The sequence below is a fragment of the Streptomyces sp. NPDC088794 genome, assembly GCF_044750545.1.
Taxonomy (GTDB): Bacteria; Actinomycetota; Actinomycetes; order Streptomycetales; family Streptomycetaceae; genus Streptomyces.
In genome coordinates, this window is sequence record NZ_JBIVKB010000002.1 from 454,779 (window position 1) to 476,230 (window position 21,452).

The 21,452-nt window shown below is 71.6% G+C and carries 22 protein-coding genes and 1 riboswitch; of the genes, 8 read left to right on the forward strand and 14 right to left on the reverse strand.

What is annotated here, in order from left to right; all coding sequences use genetic code 11:
* Positions 1-21 precede the first annotated feature (21 nt).
* The 4 genes from ACIP6U_RS06650 to ACIP6U_RS06665 all read right to left on the reverse strand — a co-directional run bounded on the left by ACIP6U_RS06650 (position 22) and on the right by ACIP6U_RS06665 (position 3,970).
* A complete protein-coding gene (locus tag ACIP6U_RS06650; RefSeq protein ID WP_401713765.1) occupies positions 22-423 on the reverse strand; it encodes an ATP-binding protein in 402 nt (133 codons plus the stop codon).
* 97 nt (positions 424-520) lie between these two features.
* A complete protein-coding gene (locus tag ACIP6U_RS06655) occupies positions 521-2,077 on the reverse strand; it encodes an ABC transporter substrate-binding protein (RefSeq protein WP_401713767.1) in 1,557 nt (518 codons plus the stop codon).
* Positions 2,078-2,398: 321 nt separating this feature from the next.
* The gene (locus ACIP6U_RS06660; RefSeq protein ID WP_401714417.1) at positions 2,399-3,592 is read right to left on the reverse strand and encodes a metallophosphoesterase; all 1,194 of its coding nucleotides are present in this window, start codon (positions 3,590-3,592) and stop codon (positions 2,399-2,401) included.
* Positions 3,593-3,730: 138 nt separating this feature from the next.
* Positions 3,731-3,970 carry an SCO4848 family membrane protein gene (locus ACIP6U_RS06665; RefSeq protein ID WP_401713769.1) on the reverse strand — a complete coding sequence of 80 codons (240 nt, stop codon included), beginning with the start codon at positions 3,968-3,970 and terminating at the stop codon, positions 3,731-3,733.
* Here ACIP6U_RS06665 and ACIP6U_RS06670 point away from each other — a divergent pair.
* A complete protein-coding gene (locus ACIP6U_RS06670; RefSeq protein WP_401713771.1) occupies positions 3,909-5,375 on the forward strand; it encodes a D-alanyl-D-alanine carboxypeptidase in 1,467 nt (488 codons plus the stop codon). The genes ACIP6U_RS06665 and ACIP6U_RS06670 overlap by 62 nt on opposite strands.
* Here the strand turns inward: ACIP6U_RS06670 and ACIP6U_RS06675 are convergent.
* From ACIP6U_RS06675 to ACIP6U_RS06690, 4 genes are read right to left on the reverse strand one after another with little or no spacing between them, the layout of a single operon-like run.
* Positions 5,323-6,276: a YihY/virulence factor BrkB family protein gene (locus ACIP6U_RS06675; protein WP_401713772.1), complete on the reverse strand. Its 954-nt coding sequence runs from the start codon at positions 6,274-6,276 to the stop codon at positions 5,323-5,325. The two genes, ACIP6U_RS06670 and ACIP6U_RS06675, sit on opposite strands and share 53 nt — an antisense overlap.
* Positions 6,264-6,728, reverse strand: a complete 465-nt coding sequence (locus ACIP6U_RS06680; RefSeq protein WP_401714418.1) for a GtrA family protein — start codon at positions 6,726-6,728, stop codon at positions 6,264-6,266. The genes ACIP6U_RS06675 and ACIP6U_RS06680 overlap by 13 nt, the downstream gene beginning before the upstream one ends.
* A gap of 23 nt (positions 6,729-6,751) precedes the next feature.
* Positions 6,752-7,744, reverse strand: coding sequence for a decaprenyl-phosphate phosphoribosyltransferase (locus tag ACIP6U_RS06685; protein ID WP_401713774.1), 993 nt, complete (start codon positions 7,742-7,744; stop codon positions 6,752-6,754).
* Complete coding sequence (locus tag ACIP6U_RS06690; protein WP_401713776.1) at positions 7,741-8,277, reverse strand: phosphatase PAP2 family protein; 537 nt, start codon at positions 8,275-8,277, stop codon at positions 7,741-7,743. Before ACIP6U_RS06690 ends, ACIP6U_RS06685 begins: the two co-directional genes overlap by 4 nt.
* Positions 8,278-8,410: 133 nt before the next feature.
* Here ACIP6U_RS06690 and ACIP6U_RS06695 point away from each other — a divergent pair, with 133 nt between their 5' ends.
* Both ACIP6U_RS06695 and ACIP6U_RS06700 read left to right on the forward strand, forming a co-directional pair.
* Positions 8,411-9,820: an FAD-binding protein gene (locus tag ACIP6U_RS06695; protein WP_401713778.1), complete on the forward strand. Its 1,410-nt coding sequence runs from the start codon at positions 8,411-8,413 to the stop codon at positions 9,818-9,820.
* A 97-nt stretch (positions 9,821-9,917) separates the two neighbouring features.
* Positions 9,918-10,673, forward strand: coding sequence for a decaprenylphospho-beta-D-erythro-pentofuranosid-2-ulose 2-reductase (locus tag ACIP6U_RS06700; protein ID WP_401713780.1), 756 nt, complete (start codon positions 9,918-9,920; stop codon positions 10,671-10,673).
* Positions 10,674-10,707: 34 nt separating this feature from the next.
* Here ACIP6U_RS06700 and ACIP6U_RS06705 read toward each other — a convergent pair whose 3' ends face one another.
* Together ACIP6U_RS06705 and trpS are read right to left on the reverse strand one after the other, a co-directional pair.
* On the reverse strand, positions 10,708-11,286 hold the full coding sequence (locus tag ACIP6U_RS06705; protein WP_401713782.1) for a 2'-5' RNA ligase family protein: 579 nt from the start codon (positions 11,284-11,286) through the stop codon (positions 10,708-10,710).
* Between the two features lie 140 nt (positions 11,287-11,426).
* Positions 11,427-12,440 (reverse strand): tryptophan--tRNA ligase, encoded by a 1,014-nt coding sequence (gene trpS, locus ACIP6U_RS06710; protein WP_401713784.1) that lies wholly within the window; start codon positions 12,438-12,440, stop codon positions 11,427-11,429.
* Positions 12,441-12,540: 100 nt separating this feature from the next.
* Here trpS and ACIP6U_RS06715 point away from each other — a divergent pair, with 100 nt between their 5' ends.
* From ACIP6U_RS06715 to ACIP6U_RS06730, 4 genes are all read left to right on the forward strand, one after another.
* On the forward strand, positions 12,541-13,143 hold the full coding sequence (locus ACIP6U_RS06715; RefSeq protein WP_401713786.1) for an RNA polymerase sigma factor: 603 nt from the start codon (positions 12,541-12,543) through the stop codon (positions 13,141-13,143).
* Between the two features lie 235 nt (positions 13,144-13,378).
* Positions 13,379-14,311, forward strand: coding sequence for a hypothetical protein (locus ACIP6U_RS06720; protein ID WP_401714419.1), 933 nt, complete (start codon positions 13,379-13,381; stop codon positions 14,309-14,311).
* Positions 14,312-14,491: 180 nt separating this feature from the next.
* Positions 14,492-15,178 carry a hypothetical protein gene (locus tag ACIP6U_RS06725; protein ID WP_401713788.1) on the forward strand — a complete coding sequence of 229 codons (687 nt, stop codon included), beginning with the start codon at positions 14,492-14,494 and terminating at the stop codon, positions 15,176-15,178.
* Positions 15,179-15,249: 71 nt separating this feature from the next.
* Entirely contained in the window at positions 15,250-16,047 is a 798-nt protein-coding gene (locus ACIP6U_RS06730; protein ID WP_401714420.1) for a hypothetical protein, read from the forward strand.
* Between the two features lie 46 nt (positions 16,048-16,093).
* On the opposite strand, the gene ACIP6U_RS06735 is transcribed toward ACIP6U_RS06730, so the two are convergent.
* The 3 genes from ACIP6U_RS06735 to ACIP6U_RS06745 form a co-directional block, all read right to left on the reverse strand.
* A complete protein-coding gene (locus tag ACIP6U_RS06735) occupies positions 16,094-17,548 on the reverse strand; it encodes a glycine hydroxymethyltransferase (RefSeq protein ID WP_401713790.1) in 1,455 nt (484 codons plus the stop codon).
* 31 nt (positions 17,549-17,579) lie between these two features.
* Positions 17,580-17,670, reverse strand: a riboswitch (ZMP/ZTP riboswitch).
* Positions 17,671-17,744: 74 nt separating this feature from the next.
* A complete protein-coding gene (locus ACIP6U_RS06740) occupies positions 17,745-18,929 on the reverse strand; it encodes a glutathionylspermidine synthase family protein (RefSeq protein ID WP_401713791.1) in 1,185 nt (394 codons plus the stop codon).
* Positions 18,930-18,936: 7 nt separating this feature from the next.
* Positions 18,937-19,284, reverse strand: coding sequence for a hypothetical protein (locus tag ACIP6U_RS06745; RefSeq protein WP_401713793.1), 348 nt, complete (start codon positions 19,282-19,284; stop codon positions 18,937-18,939).
* A gap of 156 nt (positions 19,285-19,440) precedes the next feature.
* Between ACIP6U_RS06745 and ACIP6U_RS06750 the strand changes: the two genes are divergently transcribed.
* Positions 19,441-20,361 (forward strand): hypothetical protein, encoded by a 921-nt coding sequence (locus ACIP6U_RS06750; RefSeq protein WP_401714421.1) that lies wholly within the window; start codon positions 19,441-19,443, stop codon positions 20,359-20,361.
* A gap of 25 nt (positions 20,362-20,386) precedes the next feature.
* Here the strand turns inward: ACIP6U_RS06750 and ACIP6U_RS06755 are convergent, their stop codons facing one another.
* The gene (locus ACIP6U_RS06755; RefSeq protein ID WP_401713795.1) at positions 20,387-21,406 is read right to left on the reverse strand and encodes a 2-dehydropantoate 2-reductase; all 1,020 of its coding nucleotides are present in this window, start codon (positions 21,404-21,406) and stop codon (positions 20,387-20,389) included.
* Positions 21,407-21,452: the final 46 nt, after the last annotated feature.

The window sequence follows — 21,452 nt, forward strand, 5'->3', positions numbered from 1 at the left end:
CGGCTCGCGCCCCGACACCGCTCAGGCCTCGGTCAGCACCAGCGCCCACACCGTCTTGCCGTGTCGGCCGCGACTCCACACCCCCCAGGCCGCCGCGACGTGTTCCACCAGGCGCAGACCGCGGCCGGTCTCGTCCCACTCCGTCACCAGGCGCAGGCGCGGTTCGGTCCGGCCCTCGTCCGAGACCTCTATGAGGCAGGAGCCGTCGGAGAGCGCGGTCACGGCCACCTCGAACTCGCGCTCCAGGAGCGGGCCGTGGCGTACGACGTTGGTGGCCAGTTCGGAGACCAGGAGGACGGCGTCGTGCAGGGCCGGGTCGTCGGGACCGTGTCCCCAGTCGGCCAGGTGGTCGCGTACCCGGTGCCGGGCGAGGCCGACGGAGGCCGGGTGGCGGGGCAGCCGGAAGGAGTCGCGTCTGAGCACATGTCCTCCTCACCCCACGCACGCCTCCGTCACATCCTCCTGCGTCGGGTGGGCGTCGCGCGTCACTCGGGTGAAGGTCGGTGCCGCCCGACCGGAGTCAGATCCAGGTCAGGCTCCACAGCCGGAACACACCGGTGGCGTCCGAGAGGTACTGGCCGCCGCCGACGGCCTCGTTGCTGAGCACGTACTCCTTGCCCTGCCACAGCGGGATGACCGGCACATCGCGCGCGATGTCCTCCTGCAGCGTCTTGAAGTCGGCCGCGGCGTCCCCTCGGTCGGGGTACTGCTGACTGGCCTGGATCAGCCGGTCGACGGCCTTGTTGCTGTAGCCCGTGTTCATGGTGCTGCCGGTGCCGACGAGCGGGCCGCCGAAGGTGTCCGGGTCGGGATAGTCGGCGACCCAGCCGACGGCGTACGCGTCGAGCTTCCCGGCCGCCCACTGCTTCTGGAAGTCGGTCCACTCGTAGCCCTTGAGCGTGACCTTGAACAGGCCGCCGGCTTCCAGCTGCTTCTTGAGGTCCTCGGCCTCCGCCTGGGCGGCGCCGCGACCCTCGGCGTAGCCGTAGGTGAAGGTGACGGGGGTCGTCACGCCGGCCTCGGTGAGCAGCTCCTTCGCCTTCTGCTCGTCCTGCCTGGGGTAGGTGTCGAAGAACGACGTCGTGTGACCGGTGATGCCCGTGGGGATCAGCGAGTACAGCGGGTCGACCGTGCCCTGGTAGACCGTCGCGGCCAGTTCCTCGCGGTCGATCAGCCAGGCCATGGCCTTGCGGACCTGGACGTCGTGCAGGGGCGAGCTCTGGCGCGTGTTGAGGTAGAGGTTGCGGGTCTCGGAGGTGTCGGACTCGTTGACGCGCTGATTGGGGTCGCTGGCGGAGAGCCGCGAGAGCGTCGTCGGCGGCAGCTGCCGGGCAGCGACGTCGATCTGCTTCGCCTTCCAGGCCTTCTCCAGGGCGGCCGCGCTGCCGTAGTAGAGCAGGTCGATGGGGCGTCCGGTGTCGTGGACGTCGCCCTTGTAGTGCGCGTTGGGGGCGAGGACGGCCTTCTTGTTCTTCGCGTACGACGTGAGCTTGTACGGCCCCGTGCCGTCGGCGCCGGTCTCGGTGCGCAGGCTGTTCCTCGGGTACTTGGTGCGGTCGACGATCGAACCGGCCCCGGTGGCGACCTTGAACGGGAAGGTGGCGTCCGGCGAGGAGAGGTGGAAGGTGACCGTCAGGCCTTTGGCGTCGACCGACTTGAGCGTGCTCAGCAGCGAGGACGGGCCGACGTCGGAGTTGATCTTCTTGACCCGGTCGAAGGAGTACTTGACGTCCTCGGCGGTCATCGCGCGCCCGCTCGGGAAGGTCAGGCCGTCCCGCAGCACACAGCGGTACGTGGTCAGTCCGCTGCCGACGAAGACGCAGCTCCTGGCCGCGTCGGGCACCGGCTCGGCACCGCCCGGGTCGAAGGTCAGCAGTGACTGGAAGACGTTGCTGAACAGCGCCCACGAACCCGCGTCGTAGGCGCCGGCCGGATCGAGCGCCGTGACGGCGTCCGTCGTACCGACCGTGATCGTCTTGCCGGAATTCTCCTGCGACGGCAGCAACTGCCAGCCGCCCACTCCCGCGGCCGCGAGTACCAGTACCGTCGCGAGAATCCGCGTGCGAACCGAGCGCATCGGTTTGCCCTCTCCGGGCCCCGTCGGGACCCACCCCACCGTTCACTCCCCAGGCCGCTCCCCCGAGCGGCGCGGCTCACCTAACCACACGTGTTTCAGCCGGGGGAAGGGAAATCTGGCGAGATGAGAGAACACTTACCGAAGGATCGTTTCGGCCGGGTTTCACAGCCCGTCCACAGGATGTGAAAACCGGCGAAAGCGGGCTCCTGGAAAGGGAGTTGGGCTTCGCGAGGGGCGTGGACCTCGGTTAGGGAGTCGGCCTTCGGTAAGGAAGTCGGCCCTCTGGAAAGTGGGTCGCCTTCTGGAAAGAGACGCCGACGCTCAGGCGCGCGTCGAGGCCAGCTCGATCACCGTGATGTCCGAGGGCGCGCCCACGCGCGTGGGCGGCCCCCAGGCGCCGGCGCCCCGGGAGACGTAGAGCTGCGTGTCGCCGTACCGCTCCAGGCCCGCGACGGTCGGATTCGCCGCCTCCGCCACGAAGTTGCCGGGCCAGAGCTGACCGCCGTGGGTGTGGCCGGAGAGCTGGAGGTCGACGCCGTGGTCGACGGCGTCGTGGATCTGCACCGGCTGATGGGCGAGCAGCACGCACGCGCGCGTGGTGTCGCGGTCGCCCAGCGCCTTGGTGAAGTCCGGGCCCTGCCCCTCGCTCTCGCCCGCGATGTCGTTGACGCCGGCCAGGTCGAACCACGGCAGTTCGGTGCGCGCGTTCTCCAGCGGGAGCAGACCGAGCCGGCGCACCTCCTCGACCCACTGCTCGGCGCCGGAGAAGTACTCGTGGTTGCCGGTGACGAAGTAGGCGGGCGCCTTCAGCTGCGACAGCGGCGCGGCGGCCGGGCCCAGGTCCTTCACGCTGCCGTCGACCAGGTCGCCGACGACGGCGACGATGTCCGGCTGGGTCCCGTTGATCGTGTCGACGACCCGCTGCGCGAAGCCCCGGCCCAGCGTCGGGCCCAGGTGGATGTCGCTGACCACGGCGATGCGGTAACCGTGCGCCCCGCGCGGGAGCTTGGCCAGCGGCACGGTGACCCGCTTCACGCGCGGGCCGCGCAGGACGCCGTACGTCCCGTATCCCACGGTCCCGACGGCCATCGCGGCGCCGGCACCGGCGACGACACGGGAGACGAAGAGGCGGCGGGAGGGGTCGGGGGGCGCGGGCCGTTCGGCTGTCCCGGAGGAGGCGGTGGTGGGTGCCTCCTCGGGAGTCGGCTCCTCAGCGGGCGCCGGCAGTGCTCCCGCCGGGACCGGCTCCCGTACGTCCGCCGCCGGGCGCGCCCGGCGCTCCAGCAGGCGGCGCAGCAGCGGTCGTACGACCTCTCCCGCGACCACCGCGAGCAGCAGGTAGATGGAGAGGGCCAGCCACAGGAAGCCCGGCCAGGCGAGGGTCTGCTGGAGCCAGAAGGGCGCGCCGGACCGCTCGGCGACGAGCGCGCCGATCGCCAGCAGCCAGCCGCCCGCGACGACGGCCACGCCCACGCGGCGCATGACACCCGGGCCCCGGGTCGTGTCGCGGAACAGGCGGCGTCACAGATACCAGTTGCCCGCCACCAGGACCGTGAGCGCGAGCAGCGCGAAGACGATGACCACCGTGCCGTGAACCCCGCTGTCTTTTGTGAGGACTTCTGGAGGATTTCTGGAGGACTTCCGCGCGGACTTCTATGCGGCGCGGCGCAATGCGCGCAGTCCGCGCAACCCGATGCCCCCCACAACCGTCCCCAATACGAAGGAGACGACGGCGAGCGTCAGGTGCACCCAGAAGTACGCCGTCGGGTTCCCGTCCTCGAACGCGAGCCCGCTGCTGTCCTTGACAAGGTTTTTGACGAAAGTGACCCAGATGACCCAGCTCCACACCCCGAAGGCGAGCAGGAACCAGGAGACCGGGCGGCTGAGCTTCATACGTTCAGTATCGCCGCCGCCTGTCCGGTTCCCTTCCCGGGGTGGGGTGGGCGGTGGGACTTCCCGTCGCACGCCATGTACGTTCTCGTCCGTGCCCGCTGCCAAGAAGACCGTCAGGCGAACCCTGCTGGTCACCTCCGCCGCCCTGTCGTCGCTCGCGCTGACCGCGCCCGTCACGCTCGCGGCCCCGAGTCCCTCGACGAGTCCGAGTCCTTCGACGAGCTCCAGTCCTTCGACCAGTCCGTCGGCCGCACCCCCGGCGAAGATGTCGACCGTGGGCGGCGCACGCCTCGGGCAGGCGGGCACGCAGGTCGATCTGGGCAGCGGCGCCCCCGTGCTCCCCAAGGACCTCACGGCCCGCTCCTGGATCGTCGCCGACGCCGAGTCCGGCGACGTGCTCGCCTCGCACAACGCGCACTGGCGGCTGCCCCCGGCGAGCACGATGAAGATGCTGTTCGCGGACACGGTGCTGCCGAAGTTCCCGAAGGCCGAGAAGCACAAGGTCGTCCCCGCCGACCTGGCGGGCATCGGGGCCGACTCCAGCATGGTCGGGATAAAGGAGGGCGAGACCTACACGGTCCGCGACCTGTGGCTCGGCGTGTTCCTGCGCTCCGGCAACGACGCCGTGCACGTGCTGTCGGCGATGAACGACGGTGTCGACACCACCGTCCAGCAGATGAACGAGCACGCCGAGGAGCTCCAGGCCCTCGACACGCACGTGGTCACCCCCGACGGCTACGACGCGCCGGGGCAGGTCTCCTCCGCGTACGACCTGACCCTGGTCGCCCGCTCGGGGCTGCAGAAGAAGGACTTCCGGGAGTACTGCTCGACGGTGCGGGCGCAGTTCCCGGGCGAGACGAAGAAGAACAAGAAGGGCAAGAAGGTCCGCAAGTCCTTCGAGATCCAGAACACCAACCGGCTGCTGAGCGGCGACTACGACACCCCTGTGTACCAGGGCATCGCGGGCGTCAAGAACGGCAATACGACGAATGCGGGCGCGACCTTCACGGGGGTCGCCGAACGCAACGGCAAGGTGCTGCTCGTCACCGTCATGAACCCGTCGAAGAACGACCACAACGAGGTCTACAAGGAGACCTCCAAGCTCTTCGACTGGGGCTTCAAGGCGGCCGGCAAGGCGCAGCCGGTGGGCGAGCTGGTGGCGCCGAAGGGCGCGCAGGCGAGCGCCCAGCCGGGCGCCACGGCCTCCTCGGGGCAGGCGGGCGGGTCCGTCGACGCGTCGACGGACCCGGTGACGAAGAAGGCCGCGGCCGAGGAGGATTCCGGCGGCATCGGGACGGCGCTGGCGATCACGGGCGGTGCGCTGGTGCTGCTCGCGGCCGCCGCCTTCCTGGTCAACCGCCGCTGGCCGCTGCCTGATCTGGTACGTCGTCGTCCTCGTCCCTGACCTTGCGGATCTCCCCGTCGCGCTCCTCGGCCTCCTCCTCGCGGATCTCGTCCTGCTCGCTCTGTGTCGCCGTCCAGGCGGCGCAGAACAGGACGAGTTTCGAGGTGAAGTTGATCCACAGCAGCAGCGCGACGGGCACGCCGAAGGCGCCGTACATGCTCTTCGCGGCGACGCCCTGCATATACCCGCTCAGCAGCAGCTTCAGCAGTTCGAAGCCGACGGCGCCGGTCAGCGCGGCGACCAGCAGCCGACGGCGCGTCGGCTCCACGCCGGGCAGCAGCGTGAGGACGTACAGGAGCAGCAGGAAGTCGGCGAGTACGGCGACGGTGAACGCGGCGATCCGCAGCAGGGCCCGGCCGATGCCGCCCTCCTGGAGGCCGAGTTGCTCGCCGATCCAGCCCACCAGGGCCGAGGCGACGGTCGAGATGGCGATCGTGACGAGGACGGCGCCGCCGAAGCCGATCAGGATGATCGCGTCCTTGGCCTTGGACAGGATCGGGTTGCCCTCCCGGTCCGGCAGCTCCCACACCGCGCGCAGACAGTCGCGCATCGACCCGACCCAGCCGATGCCGGTGAACAGCAGCGCGGCACCGGCGATGAGGCCGATCGTGCCGGCGTTCTGCACCAGACCGTGGATGTCGAGCTGGTCGGAGATGCCGGGCACCTGGTCGGCGATCTTGTCCTGGAGCGTGTTCTGCTGCTCGGTGCTGAGCGTGGCGGCGGCGACCGCGGCGGCCACGGTGAGCAGCGGGAACAGCGCGATGAAGCTGATGAACGTCATCGCGGCGGCCAGCCGCGACCACTTCACCCGGTCCAGGCGCTCGTAGGACCGCCACGCGTGCGTGGCGGTCAGCCGCGTCATCAGCGGCCCGACGACGGGGAGCTTCTTCAGCCAGTCCATGATCCGACTCTGCCCTCACTGCGGAAAACCAATGTGCGAGTACCCCAGAACCGCAGGATCGTCGCAAGGGCCATGCCGATTACAGCACCGGAGACCGTGTCCGCGCGCTGCGAGGTGAGGCCGAGGCCGTAGTGGCTGACGGCGAGGCACAGGAGCTGGACGAGGGCGCCGGCGATGTTGACGGCGACGAAGACGGCGTAGGGGCGCAGGCCGCCCGGTCCGGTGCCCCGGTAGGTGCCGAGCGCGTTGCCCGTGTACGCGATCGAGCAGCCGGCCACGAAGGAGAGCGCCTTGGCGGTGATCGGGTCGAGCCCGGCCGGGCCGCGCAGGCAGGTGAAGAGGGCGAGGTCGGTGGCGTAGGCGAGGAGTCCCACGGCGGCGAAGGCGAGGAGTTCGCGACGGCTGGGCCGGCCGGGGGAGGCGGGGCGGGCGAGTGCCGTGGCGGGGCTCACGGCGGGCGCCGGGCTCGCTTGGGTCACCAATTCGCCACCGCCAGCGCGTACATCGCCAGCCACACCAGGGCGATGAGGGCGAGCGCCCGGTCGCGCAGGACGACGTCCTCGGGTTCGCCCGCCGTGCCGCGGTCCGCGAAGACGGCGTACCTGAGGACGGCGAGGATGAAGGCGACCATGGACAACTGGCGCCAGGGCAGCACGCTCGCGTGCGAGACGCCGCCCTCCTCCAGGGCCCACAGGCAGTAGCCGAGCACGGCGACCCCGGCGGCCAGCTGCCACACGAACCGCAGGTAGCCGGTGGTGTACTCGGTGAGCAACGCGCGCGTGGCGCCGCCTTTTCCGGCCATCTGCACGGCCTCGGAGTAGCGCTTGGCCGCGACCATGAACAGCGCGCCGAAGCCGGTCGTGATCAGGAACCAGCGCGAGAGCGGGATCCCGAGGGCGAGCCCGCCGATCATCGCCCGCATCAGGAAGCCGGTCGTGACGACGGCGAGGTCGACGACCAGGACGTGCTTGAGGCTGACGCAGTAGGCCAGTTGCATGCCCAGGTAGGCCGTCAGGAGCGCCGCGACGACCGGCGAGACCAGCCAGGCCGCGAGCACCGGTGCGAGGGCCGTGAGGGCGCCTCCGACGGCGTAGGCGACGGGTACGGGGACCTGTCCTGCGGCGACCGGGCGGTGCCGTTTGGTGGGGTGGGCGCGGTCGGCCTCGGCGTCGCGGGCGTCGTTGATCAGGTAGACGGCGGCGGCGCAGGCGGTGAACAGCGCGAAGACCAGGGCGAGTTGGGTGAGCGCGTGCCGGGTGAAGAGCTGGCCGGCGGCGGCCGGGGCGGCGACGACCAGGACGTTCTTGACCCACTGCTTGGGGCGCGCGGTCCTCAGCAGACCGCGGAGGACCGAGCCGAGGCGGGTGCCCCTGCGGGGTGATGGGGTACGTCGCCCGGGCGTGCGCTGTTCCAGGAGCGCCGTCTCGCGGGTGCGCGCGCTGCCGGTGAGGGGCGCGGTCTCCGTCATGAGCGCCCTCCGTCGTCCGGCGCGGTCTTCATCCAGCGCGATCCGACGCACGCCGTGAGCGCCCCCAGGGCCGCGCCCGCCACCACGTCCGAGGGGTAGTGGACGCCGACGACCAGGCGGGAGAGGCACATCGCGGCGGCGAGCGGCGGGACCGCGTGCGCGCCGAGCGCCCCGAAGGCGACGGCCGCGGCGGCGGCGGAGGTCGCGTGGGAGCTGGGGAAGGAGTGCCGGCCCGCGGTGCGCACGAGGGGTTCGACGTGGGTCGGACGCGGGCGGCGCACCGCTCTCTTCACGCCCATGCTGACGAGGTGCGCACCGGCGGTGAGCGCCGTGCCGCGCAACCAGGTGCCGCGTCGCGCACCGTCCACGGCGGCTCCCGCGAGCCCCGCCGCGAGCCACAGCGCGCCGTGCTCGCCGGCCCGGGAGAGGGCGCGCGCGGCTCCGGCGACGCGCGGATCGGCGCCGTACGCCCGGCAGGCCGAAAGGACTCGGTGGTCCAGGTCCATGGGGTCCGTGGGGTCCGTGTGCTCCATGTGGACTCACTGTTCACGTCAACGCCGTTGGAACTCCGGCAATATTGAGCGACATCCCATTAATCACCCATTTCAGGGAGGGAGGTCATGTTTATGAACAAAGCGATCACATAGGGGCGATACGGTCGCGGACATGTCTGCCGACGCCGCCCCCACGTCCGCGCCCGTTCCCGCAGCCGTCCCCGCTCCCGTTCGCGCAGCCGTCCCCGTTCCCGTCACCGGGTGGGGCCGCACCGCGCCCACGGCGGCCCGTCTGATCCGCCCGGGGACGTACGAGGAGGCCGTGGCGGCCGTCCGGGGCTGCGGGGCCCGCGGGGGCATTCCCAGAGGCCTGGGGCGGGCCTACGGGGACGCGGCGCAGAACGCCGGCGGCGCGGTGCTCGACATGACGGGTCTGGACCGCGTCCACGTGATCGACGCCGCCGAGGGCATCGTGCTGTGCGACGCGGGCGTCTCCCTGCACCGGCTGATGGAGGTCCTGCTGCCGCTCGGCTGGTTCGTGCCGGTGACGCCGGGCACGCGCCAGGTGACGGTCGGCGGCGCGATCGGCGCTGACATCCACGGCAAGAACCACCACGTCTCAGGCTCCTTCTCCCGGCACGTCCTGTCCTTCGAACTCCTCACCGCGGACGGCACGATCCGCACGGTGAGCCGCGGCACGCCCCTGTTCGACGCGACCGCCGGCGGCATGGGCCTGACCGGCGTGATCCTGACGGCGACCGTTCAACTGCTGCCCGTCGAGACGTCCTTGATGTCGGTCGACACCGAACGCGCGACGGACCTCGACGACCTGATGGCACGCCTCACGGCGACCGATCACCACTACCGCTACTCGGTCGCCTGGATCGACCTCCTCGCGCGGGGCGCGGCGACCGGCCGCGCGGTGCTCTCGCGCGGCGACCACGCGCCCCTCGACGCGCTGCCCGCACGCACGCGTAGAACACCGTTGGATTTCCGGACCCGCCGGCTCCCGGCCGCCCCCGCCTTCCTCCCGGAGAGCCTTCTGAGCCGCACGACCGTGGGCCTGTTCAACGAGCTCTGGTACCGCAAGGCACCCCGCGCGCGTACCGGCGAACTCCAGCGGATCCCCGCCTTCTTCCACCCCCTGGACGGCGTGCCGCACTGGAACCGCGTCTACGGCCGCGGTGGCTTCGTGCAGTACCAGTTCGTCGTCGGACACGGCCGGGAGGACGCCCTGCGCCGGATCGTGCGGCGCATCTCCGAGCACCGGTGCCCGTCCTTCCTGGCCGTCCTCAAGCGCTTCGGGGAGGCCGACCCCGGCTGGCTCTCCTTCCCCGTGCCCGGCTGGACGCTGGCCCTCGACATCCCGGCGGGCCTGCCCGGCCTCGGCGTCCTCCTCGACCGGCTCGACGAGGACGTGGCCGAGGCCGGGGGACGCGTCTACCTCGCCAAGGACTCCCGGCTGCGCCCCGACCTGCTCGCCGCCATGTACCCGCGCCTCGACGACTTCCGGGCACTGCGCGCGGACCTCGACCCGCGCGGGGTGTTCGTGTCGGACCTCGCCCGCCGCCTCGCCCTCTGAGCAGCACCAAGCTCTGAGCAACCCCAAGCTCCGGGCACCTTCCGGACACCCTCCACGCAACCCCAGGCACCCCCAGGCACCCGCTAGGAGCTCTCTCGTGAAGGACGCCTTCGGTCTCCCCCAGTCCCTGCTCGTCCTCGGCGGTACGTCCGAGATCGCCCTCGCCACCGCCCGCCGTCTGATCGCCCGCCGCACCCGCACGGTGTGGCTCGCCGGACGCCCCTCGCCGGCCCTGGAGCAGTCGGCGGAGCAGTTGCGCGGTCTCGGCGCCGACGTGCACACCGTGGCCTTCGACGCGCTCGACCCCGACGCGCACGAGGTGGCGCTCGGCAAGGTGTTCGCCGAGGGCGACGTCGACATGGTGCTGCTCGCCTTCGGGATCCTCGGCGACCAGGCGAACGACGAGCGTGATCCGGCCGCCGCGGTGCGCGTCGCGCAGACCAACTACACGGGCGCGGTGTCGGCCGGGCTCGTGAGCGCACGCGCGTTGCAGGCGCAGGGCCACGGCTCGCTCGTGGTGCTCTCCTCCGTCGCCGGCGAGCGCGCCCGCCGCGCCAACTTCATCTACGGCTCCAGCAAGGCGGGCCTGGACGCGTTCGCCCAGGGCCTCGGCGACGCGCTCCACGGCACCGGCGTGCAGGTCATGGTCGTACGCCCCGGGTTCGTCCGCTCGAAGATGACGGCGGGGCTGCCGGAGGCGCCGCTGGCGACGACCCCTGAGGCGGTCGCGACGGCCGTCGAACTGGGCCTGCGCCGCCGCTCGGAGACGGTGTGGGTGCCCGGCACGCTTCGCGTGGTGATGTCGGCCCTGCGGCACGTCCCGCGCGGGGTGTTCCGACGGCTGTCCCTGTAGATGGAGGCCGACGGCTGTCCTTGTAGGCGTAGACCTACCGGCTCGGGATGGTGCCCCGCTCCACATGACCGGCCTGCGGCGGCACCACCGAGCTCCCGAAGGGGAACTCACGCAGCTTGCGCCACACGCCGTCCGCGCCCTGCTCGTACAGCGCGAACCCGGTGCACGGCCACTCGGCCTCGTAGTCGGCGAGCTCCTCGAAGGCGCGGTCCATCGCCTCGTCGTCGATGCCGTGCGCGATCGTCACATGAGGGTGGTACGGGAACTGGAGGTCGCGTGCGACGGGCCCGGAGGCGTCGCGGACCTGCTTCTGCAGCCAGGTGCACGCCTCGGCGCCATCCTCCACGCGCACGTAGACGACGGGCGACAGCGGCCGGAAGGTGCCCGTGCCGGACAGCCGCATCCGGAACGGACGGCCGTTCCCGGCGAGCTCCGTCAGATGCGCCTCGACGGCCGGCAGCGAAGCGCCGTCGACCTCCGTCGGCGGCAACAGGGTGACGTGCGTGGGGATGCCGTGAGCAGCGGCGTCCCCGAAGCCGGTGCGCAGCCGTTGGAGGCGGCTGCCGTGAGGCTCCGGGACCGCGATCGACACGCCGATCGTTACGGTCCCCACGTCATCTCCTGTCGTCGTGTCGGTCGGTCGTTCCCATCCGTTCGGCTATCGACTGTACGGCCACGGCTGGGATGCGGGCAGGCGCAACCGTAGTGATGTGCAGCGCTCTGCCCAGTGGTACGTGTGTGCGGTTGTGCGCCTCAGTGCTTCGCGGGCAGGAAGCCGACCCGGTCATAGGCCTGGGAGAGGGTCTCCGCGGCGACGGCACGCGCCTTCTCCGCGCCCTTGGCCAGAATCGAGTCGAGCGTCTCCGGGTCGTCCAGATACTGCTGCGTGCGCTCCTTGAAGGGCGTCACGAAGTCGACCATGACCTCGGCGAGGTCCGTCTTGAGGGCGCCGTACATCTTGCCCTCGTAGTCCCGCTCCAGCTCCGCGACCGACTTGCCGGTGAGGGTCGAGTAGATCGTGAGCAGGTTGCTGACGCCCGGCTTCTCCACCGCGTCGTAGCGGATGACGGTGTCGGTGTCGGTGACCGCGCTCTTGACCTTCTTGGCGGTGGCCTTCGGGTCGTCGAGGAGGTTGATGAGGCCCTTCGGCGTGGACGCCGACTTGCTCATCTTGATCGACGGGTCCTGGAGGTCGTAGATCTTCGCCGTCTCCTTGAGGATGTACGGCTTCGGGATCGTGAAGGTCTCGCCGAAGCGGCCGTTGAAGCGCTCGGCGAGGTCGCGGGTCAGCTCGATGTGCTGCCGCTGGTCCTCACCGACCGGCACCTCGTTGGCCTGGTACAGCAGGATGTCCGCGACCTGGAGGATCGGGTACGTGAACAGGCCGACGCTCGCCCGGTCGGCACCCTGCCTGGCGGACTTGTCCTTGAACTGGGTCATGCGGGAGGCCTCGCCGAACCCGGTCAGGCAGTTCATGACCCACGCCAGCTGGGCGTGTTCGGGGACGTGGCTCTGCACGAAGAGCGTGCAGCGCTCCGCGTCGAGCCCGGCCGCCAGCAGCTGCGCGGCGGCGAGCCGGGTGTTGGCGCGCAGCTCCGCCGGGTCCTGCGGGATCGTGATCGCGTGCAGGTCCACGACCGCGTAGAACGCGTCGTGGGACTCCTGGAGAGCCACCCACTGGCGGACGGCGCCGAGGTAGTTGCCGAGGTGGAACGAGCCTGCGGTGGGCTGGATTCCGGAGAGCACGCGGGGACGGTCAGAAGCCATGCTCACCATTCTCTCAGGTCTGGGGGGCGGGTCCGGAACCGGTCGGAAACAGATGTGACACGGGTGGGAACCGATCCGGGTCGGGCGGTGTACCAAATGTGTGAGAACGCGGGAGGGGGGCCGCATCGTCGATGAGGCCGCGGTGATCGCACGCGTACGCGCCGGAGAGCCGGAGGCGTACGCGGAGCTGGTGCGGGCCCATACGGGCATCGCGCTCAGGGCGGCCGCGGCACTCGGGGCGGGTGCGGACGCGGAGGACGTGGTGCAGCAGGCCTTCGTGAAGGCGTACTGCGCGCTGGGCGGGTTCAAGGACGGCGCGGCCTTCAAGCCGTGGCTGCTGTCGATCGTCGCCAACGAGACGAGGAACACGGTGCGCACGGCGGCCCGGCAGCGCACGCTCGCCGGCCGGGAAGCGGCGTTCGCCGAGGCCGAGCCGCTGATACCGGAATCGGCGGACCCGGCGGTCGCGACCATCGAGACGGAGCGTCGCGCGGCCCTGCTGTCCGCCCTGGAGAAGCTGAGCGAGGAGCACCGCCTGGTCGTCACCTACCGCTATCTGCTGGAGATGGACGAGCCGGAGACCGCCCAGGCCCTGGGCTGGCCGAGAGGCACGGTGAAGTCCCGCCTCAGCCGCGCCCTGCGAAAGCTGGGCAGACTGCTGCCGGATTTCCGACCTCGGGAAGGGGGTGATGAGCATGAGTGAGTCGCACGAGGACGACGGTTTCGAGGGCGAGAGCCACGAGGGCGAGAGCTTCGAGGATCGGGGTTACGAGGGGCAGAGGTACGAGGGTGAGGGCGGCCGTGCCGCCGGAGGCACCGGTGGCCGGGGCCCACGCGGCCGCGGCGACGGTCGGGGCGGCGGCCGGGGTCCGCGAGGACGTGCGCGGGGACGCGAGCAGGGACGGGAGCGGGGCCGGACCCGGGAGGAGGCCGCCCGGCTGCCGGAGGAGCTGAAGGCGCTGGGCCGGTCGCTGGACGCGCCCGGCACCGGAGGCGCCGACGACTCCGAGACGATGGTCGAGCGGGTACTGGGCCAGATACTCGCCGAACAGCTGCCGACCCCGGTCCCCGAGCCACGGCCGGTCGGCGCGCGCCTGCGGTCGGTCCGGCACTGGACACGACTGCGCTGGCGTTCGCTGACCGCCCTGCTGTGCGGCCTGCTGACGGTGCTCGTGCTCACGCCCCCGGTGCGGGCGGCGGTCTTCGACTGGTTCGACTTCGGCGGGGTCGAGGTGCGGTACGACCCGTCGGCGGTGCCGTCGCCCGGCGCCGAGGTGCCCGGGTGCGGGCGGTCGGTGTCGCTCGGACAGGCCGAGCAGCGCGCCGGGTTCGAACCGCTGGTGCCGAAGGCGCTGGGCGTCCCGGACACGGTGGCGGTGACCGATGAGCCGCACGGGCGGTTCCTGGTGAGCCTGTGCTGGCGCGAGGACGGGCACACGGTCCGGCTGGACGAGATGCCGAACCCACTGGACCTCACCTTCGCCAAGACCGCGCGCGAGCAGCCGGAGTGGGTCCCGCTGGGCGAGGAGACCTCGACCGACGGCATTCGGGACTACGCCCTGTGGTTCCCCCGCCCTCATCTGCTGAGCTTCTGGCTGATCGACGCGGACGGCAGCCGCTTCACCCGTAAGGAGCGGACCGCCGGGCCGACGCTGCTGTGGATGCACCGGACCGGCCTCGACGAGGTGACGCTCCGGCTGGAGGGGGTGGCGTCGAGGGCTCGGGCGGTGGAGATCGCGAAGGGGTTGGAGAAGGCCGGGGGGATGTCTGCCGCGGGCTCTGCCGAGGGGTCCGGCGGGGGCTCAGGCGGGTCTGCCGACGGACCTTCCGATGGCTCCGGCGGCGGGTCTGCCGGCGGGTCGGCGAAATAGTGCGGTCGGGGTGGGAACCCCGGCGGGTCGGGCGGTGTACCAGAAGTGACATGCGGCTCGGGGACGGGTCGAGGGGACGACTGGTTGGGGGACGCGATGCAGGGGTGGCGGAACAGATGGCGGGGCCGGGTCCGTGAACTGGCGGTGTTGGCAGGCGCGTTGGCGGTGACGCTGGCCCTGATGACGTGGGTGGCGTCGTCGGCCTCGGCGGGCGGACCGACGAGTGTGCTGGTGACCTCGCCGGCCAGCGGCCAGGCCACCGGGTTGTACTACTCCGACAAGGAGTACGGCGCGCTGGAACAGTTGCTCGGCGCGGCGGAGGTGGGCAGCCGGGACCAGCCGGCCGAGGTCAATTTGGCCAACGCGCGGCAGATCAACGTCACATGGATGGTGCACGACATGTCGCCCTGGCGCGTGGACCGGGTCTTCCCCGTCGACTCCGGGCCCCGCGCCGTCTGGATCCACACGGCGGCCAACATGCCGGAAACGCCGAACGGTTACTGGCACCGCGCCGACCACCCCGCCGAACTACGCGCTCTGTTGAAGAAGTTGGGCGTGATGGGCAAGGCCTCGGGCGACGCCTCCACGGGCATCTTCCCGGAGCCGTGGCGATCGGAGGAGCCGACGCCGGAGCCGGCCACTGTGCCGACCGACGTACCGGACACGTCGACGACCACCGTGTCGGTCGGCTTGCCGGACCCGCCCGACGGCACCCGCTGGTGGTCCAACTGGTGGTGGACGCTGCCGGGGGCGGCGGCCGGGGCGGGGGTGGCGCTGGTGCTGCGACCGCTGGCGTCGCGGCTGCCGCCGGGGTGGGGGCGCGGAGGGCGGGAGTCGGGGCCCAGGCAGGAGTTGCGGGACGTATGAGGGGGTGCGGGCGGACCGGGCGGGCTGGGCATGGCCCACGAGTAGGGCGGGCGACGGTGCGGCTTGCGGTGATGTTGCCGGTGGTGGCGGTGACCTTGTGCGGGGTGCCGATGGCCGACGCGGCGGTCGGCGCGGAGGCCGGGCCCGGGGCAGTGGCCCGAGCAGCTGCGGAGGCTCCGACGCCGGGCCGGGACACTCCCGACACAGCGGTGATCGTCGCGGGTGGCACGGGGCGGACGATGGCGTTGCGTTCCGGCGAGCCTGCGTTCGCCCGGCTGACGGAGTTGTTGCGGCCGTCGTTCACCGGGACGGAACGGGTGCCGGAGGAGTGGACCGAGGGCCGGTATCCCCCGGTGGACTTCACGGTGATCTGGGGGCTGTCGGGCGTCGGGGGCTGGCCGCAGACCGACCGGGCGCCGGGCGGTGACGTGGCCATGGAGCGGCAGGACCAACTGTTCGTGGCGGCGGACGGTTCGCCCTGGGTGCGCAGCGACCTCGCGCCGGATGTGGAGGACGACGACATCCGCTGGCATCGGGCGCCGCGCTCGATCTTCGTGACGCTGGAGCAGCAGGGCGTGCTCGACGGGCTCGGGGACGGGCCGCGGAGCAGGGCTGGGGGGAGCGAGTCCGCGCAGACCGGCTCGGCCGCGGCGGGCAGGACGGACAGCCAGGCCAGAGCTGGCACGGCGGACAGGCTGGGCGGAGGCGGGCTCGGCCGGGGTGGTGTCTGGTGGACGCTGCCGGGGCTCGCCGTGGGGATCGCGGTCGGTGTCGGCGGCACGCTGCTGATACGCCGCGCGGCGGCCCGGCAGGGAGCCGGACCGCCGCGGGAGGAGCCACGACATGAGCTGATCGACCTCGACCTGTGAGGTGCGGTTTGCCCAAGCGTCGGGGTGGGCGTCAGCCCGGTGGGCCTCAGCCCAGGTCGATCTCCGGGTACAGCGGGAAGCCGGCCACGAGGTCGGTGGCGCGGCGGGAGATCTCGTCGGCGACCTTGGGGTCGAGGACGTGCTGGGCCTTGGACGGTGCGCCCTTGCTGGTGGTGCCGGGCTCCGCGGTGGTGAGGACGCGGTCGATGAGCGCGGCGACCTCGTCCATCTCGGCGGTGCCGAGGCCACGGGTGGTCAGGGCGGGGGTGCCGATGCGGATGCCGGAGGTGTACCAGGCGCCGTTGGGGTCGGCGGGGATGGAGTTGCGGTTGGTGACGATGCCGGAGTCGAGGAGGGCGGCCTCGGCCTGGCGGCCGGTGAGGCCGTAGGAGGTGGTGACGTCGATCAGGTTGAGGTGGTTGTCCGTGCCGCCGGTGACGAGGGTGGCGCCGCGGCTCATCAACCCCTCGGCGAGGGCGCGGGAGTTGTCGACGATGCGCTGGGCGTAGTCCTGGAAGGAGGGCTGACGGGCCTCGGCGAGGGCGACGGCCTTGGCGGCCATGACGTGCGGGAGCGGACCGCCGAGGACCATCGGGCAGCCGCGGTCGACCTGGTCCTTGAGGGAGTCGTCGCACAGGACCATGCCGCCGCGCGGGCCGCGCAGCGACTTATGGGTGGTGGTGGTGACGATCTGGGCGTGCGGGACCGGGTCGAAGTCACCGGTCAGTACCTTGCCGGCGACCAGGCCGGCGAAGTGCGCCATGTCGACCATCAGGGTCGCACCGACCTCGTCGGCGATCTCGCGCATGATGCGGAAGTTCACGAGACGGGGGTAGGCGGAGTAGCCGGCGACGATGATCAGCGGCTGGAACTCGCGGGCGGAGGTGCGCAGGGCCTCGTAGTCGATGAGGCCGGTGGTGGGGTCGGTGCCGTAGGAGCGCTGGTCGAACATCTTGCCGGAGATGTTCGGGCGGAAGCCGTGGGTGAGGTGGCCGCCGGCGTCCAGGGACATGCCGAGCATGCGCTGGTTGCCGAAGGCCTGGCGCAGTTCGGCCCAGTCGGCCTCGGAGAGGTCGTTGACCTGGCGGACGCCGGCCTTCTCCAGGGCGGGGGCCTCGACGCGCTGGGCGAGGACGGACCAGAAGGCGACGAGGTTGGCGTCGATGCCGGAGTGCGGCTGGACGTAGGCGTGGCGGGCGCCGAAGAGTTCCTTGGCGTGCTCGGCGGCGAGGGACTCGACGGTGTCGACGTTGCGACAGCCGGCGTAGAAGCGGCGTCCGACGGTGCCCTCGGCGTACTTGTCGCTGAACCAGTTGCCCATGGCGAGGAGGGTGGCCGGGGAGGCGTAGTTCTCCGAGGCGATCAGCTTGAGCATCTCGCGCTGGTCGGCCACCTCCTGGCCGATGGCGTCGGCGACGCGCGGCTCGACGGCACGGATCACATCGAGGGCGGAGCGGAAGGCGGTGGACTCGGGGGAAAGGGGCGCAGAGTTGTCGGGCATCAGGACCTCCGGACGTTGCGTTCGGCGTTCACGGTACGGCCCAGGCGCACGGCACACAGTTTCCGTTCGGGCCGCTCCCCGATGGTTGGTCCCATCCCAGCGCGCCAGTCACGGCCCGCCGGTCAGCCTACCGGGCAGGTCGCGGGGCGGACGTGTCCCGTCCACCATGCGAGCGAGGTCCGGCCGGGCGGCGGACTCACCGGATGACGTGCGGGAGGAAGCGGGCGTACTCGTCCGTGACCAGGCCCGACGACTCCCGGATGCCTAGGCCGGCCGACTCGTTCTCGACGACCCAGGCGCCGAGGACGACGTGGTTGCCGTCGAAGTCGGGCAGCGGGGCCAACTGCTGGTAGCAGCAGGGTTCCTGGGGCTCGGGCGGGGGTGTGTGCGGGGCGTGGATCGTCACGCCGGCGCCCTCGCGGCCGAGCAGGGGCTTGGCGACGTAGCCCGTGGTGCGGGCGAGGTCGCGGGGGCCGTCGAGGTAGGACGGGAGGAGGTTGGGGTGGTCGGGATACAGCTCCCACAGGACGGCCAGCAGGGCCTTGTTGCTGAGGAGCATCTTCCAGGCGGGTTCGATCCACAAGGTGGTGCCGGTGCCGCCGCCGTTGTCGAGGGTGTCGAGGACGTGGTCGGCGAAGCGGTCGCTGGTGAGCCACTCCCAGGGATAGAGCTTGAAGCAACTGCGGATGAAGCGGAGGCGGTTGTCGACGAAGCGGCCGGAGAGGGGGTCCCAGCCGATCTCCTCCATGGAGATCCAGTCGGTGTCGAGGCCGGCCTGTTCGGCGGTCTCCTTGAGATAGGCGACGGTCATGAGGTCCTCGCCGAGCTCGTCGGCGGCGGAGTGCGCGAAGTGCAGGGGCGCGCCGGGCGGGAGGAGGGCGGCCTGGTTCTTCCAGGCGGCGACGAGGCGTTCGTGGAGGGAGTTCCACTGGTCGGCGCCGGGGAAGCGGTCCTGCATCCAGAACCACTGGGGCGAGGCGGCCTCGACGAGGGAGGTGGGCGTGTCGGCGTTGTACTCCAGCAGTTTCGCCGGACCGGTGCCGTCGTAGCGGAGGTCGAAACGGCCGTAGACGGACGGGAGTTCGGCGCGCCGGTGCCAGGCCTCGGCGACGGTCTGCGCGAGGCGGGGGTCGGTGATGCCGAGGTCGGCGAGGCGGTGACGGGACACCATGTGCTCGGCCGCGGCCAGGCACATGCGGTGCAGTTCCTCGACGGTCTCCTCCAGGGCCTCGACCTCCGGGAGCGTGAAGGAGTAGTAGGCGCTCTCGTCCCAGTAGGGGCGCAGGGAGTCGTCGGGATACCGGGTGAGCGGATAGACGAGGCCCTGTTCCTCGACGGTGCGCTGCCAGTCGGGGCGCGGGGTGATCTGGTGCCTTCGCATGGGTCGCTCAGCCGCCGGAGCTTCCCTTGCCGCTGCCGAAGCCGCCGCGGTCGACGCTGCTGCCGTGGCCGCCGCCCGAGGAGCCGGAGCTCTTGCGGGGCTTGGTGAAGGAACCGCCCTCGACCCAGGAGCCCTTCTTCTTGCCGCCGTAGTACCAGGCGCCGTTCGCCGAGGTCCTGGTGGAGTTGCAGCTCTTGTCGGCGACGACCTTGTAGCCCTTGGCGAGGTTGTAGCTGTCGCGGTCGACGCAGCGCTTGTCGGGGTCGGAGGAGCAGGCGGTGAGGGCGGCGGCGAGCAGTCCCATGCCGCCGAGTACGACCGTGCCCGAGCGTAGTTGTCTGCGTGCGTCCGCCATGTTCCGTCTCCCCGTTGATCCGGCCGCTGTGCGAGGGGCCGGCTGCCGTCAGGCCGCTGTGTGATCTTCGGCGGACAGCCTAGAGATCGGTGAGAGCACGCCACGAGGCACCCCGCCCGTACTCCCCTCCCCTACAGTCGCTTTGTGATCTTTGGGATGGTGTGCGCGCTGGCTGCGGCGGTCTGCTTCGGTACGGCGACGGTGTTGCAGGCCGTCGCCACGCGGGAGGCCGACGAGGAGACGGCCGGCACCCGCGCGACCGGCGCCGGTGGGGAGGCGGCGCTGCTGCTCAGAGCTGTGCGGCAGTGGCGGTATCTGCTCGGGCTCGGTCTTGACGGGCTGGGGTTCGTGTTCCAGATCGCCGCGCTGCGCTCGATCCCCATCTACGCGGTCGGCGCCGCGCTGGCCTCCAGCCTGGCGGTGACGGCGGTGGTCGCGGCCCGGCTGCTGCGGGTGCGGCTGAGCGGGCTGGAGTGGGGCGCGGTCGGGGTGGTCTGCGGCGGACTGGCGATGCTGGGGCTGGCCTCGGGCGCGGAGGGGGACCGTGCCGGGTCGACCGCGCTGAAGTACGCGATGCTCGGGGTCGCCGTCGCGGTACTGCTGCTCGCGCTGGTCGGCGGGCGCTGGTCGGGGCGGGGCCGGGCGCCGGCGCTCGGGCTGGGGGCCGGGTTCGGGTTCGGGGTGGTGGAGGTGGCGGTACGCCTGATCGACTCGGTCACCCCCTCGGACCTCCTCACCAACCCGGCGACCTACGCCCTTCTCCTCGGCGGCGCCGCCGCCTTCCTCCTGCTGACCTCGGCCCTCCAGCACGGCTCGGTGACCGCGGCCACCGCCGGAATGGTCATCGGCGAGACGATCGGCCCGGCAGCGGTGGGCGTGATCTGGCTCGGCGACCGCACGAGGGAGGGCTTGGTGTGGCTGGCGGTACTGGGGTTCTGCGTGGCGGTGGCGGGGGCGCTGGCGTTGGCGCGGTTCGGGGAGGCGCCGGGGCGGGAGCCGGGACTGGGACCGGAACCGGGACCGGGACTGGGACCGGGCTCGCAGGGGGAGCCTTCGGCTCCCCTCCCGCCGTCCTGAGGCAGCACCCGTAGCGACTCCTGGTTCAAGCCGTGCCGCGGAGGGCGGCCAGAAGCTCTGGCCCCGACCAGGCGCGAACAGTGCCCCGGGGAGACTGCTCCGCCTCGTGGACCAGCTCGGCGAGCCGGGCGTTGACCGGGGCGCTCAGCCCGTGCCGCTGTGCCAGGGCGACGATCTCACCTTGGAGAGAGTCGACCTCGGTCGGCCGCCCACGCCGCAGGTCCTCCCACATCGAGGACCGTGCGGTGGCGTCGATGGCCAGCATGGCCTTGGCCGCGCGAGTGAACACCACGTCCGGAAGGCGGAGCAGGCGGGGCATCAGCGTGGGGCGGACCGCACCCAGTTGGGCGGGCGTCACGCCGGATGCGCGGAACACCGCCAACGCCTCACGCTGGCACAAGGCCAGGCAGGTACGGAAGGAGCGTTCGCCGAGCTGTGCTCGCAGCGGAACGCCGGCGAGCGCGTTGACAGCGTTGTTCAGGTTCATCAGCAGCTTGGCGTACTGGACTTCGCGCATGTCCGGGCGCGCCTCCACCCGCAGCAGGGACGCCGCGAGCGCGGCGACGAGCGACGCGCCGGCCGCATCGTCGTCCAGCATCAGCGCGCCGCCCATGCCCTGGTGGAACGTCCCGGGCTCGGTCTGCAGCACGTTGTAGGGGACCATCCCGGTCAGCACGGTGTGCTCAGGCAGTTCCTCGCGCAATGCCTCGGCGTTGCGCAGGCCGTTCTGGAAGCTGACCACGCCGGCGTCCGGTGCGAGGTGCGGGGCCAGCTCACGCGCGGCGGCGCGGGTGCCGTCCGACTTGACCGTCACCAGCACGACTTCCGCGTCGGCGGCGGCCGCGGCCTCGGTGGTGACGGTGAGCTCGTCGGGGGAGACATGTATCGGCTCGTGGCGGCCGCTGGTGAGGGTGAGGCCCTTGTCGGCGACGACGGCCATCGCCGCCGGGCGGCCGATCAGCGTCACCTCGACGTCAGCCTGCCGGGCGAGGTGTCCGCCCAGGTGGCAGCCTATGCTGCCCGCGCCCATGACCGTGATGCGCATGTCGGTGGTCCTCCCGTAGGCGGAGAGTTCGCGGATCGACCGGCGC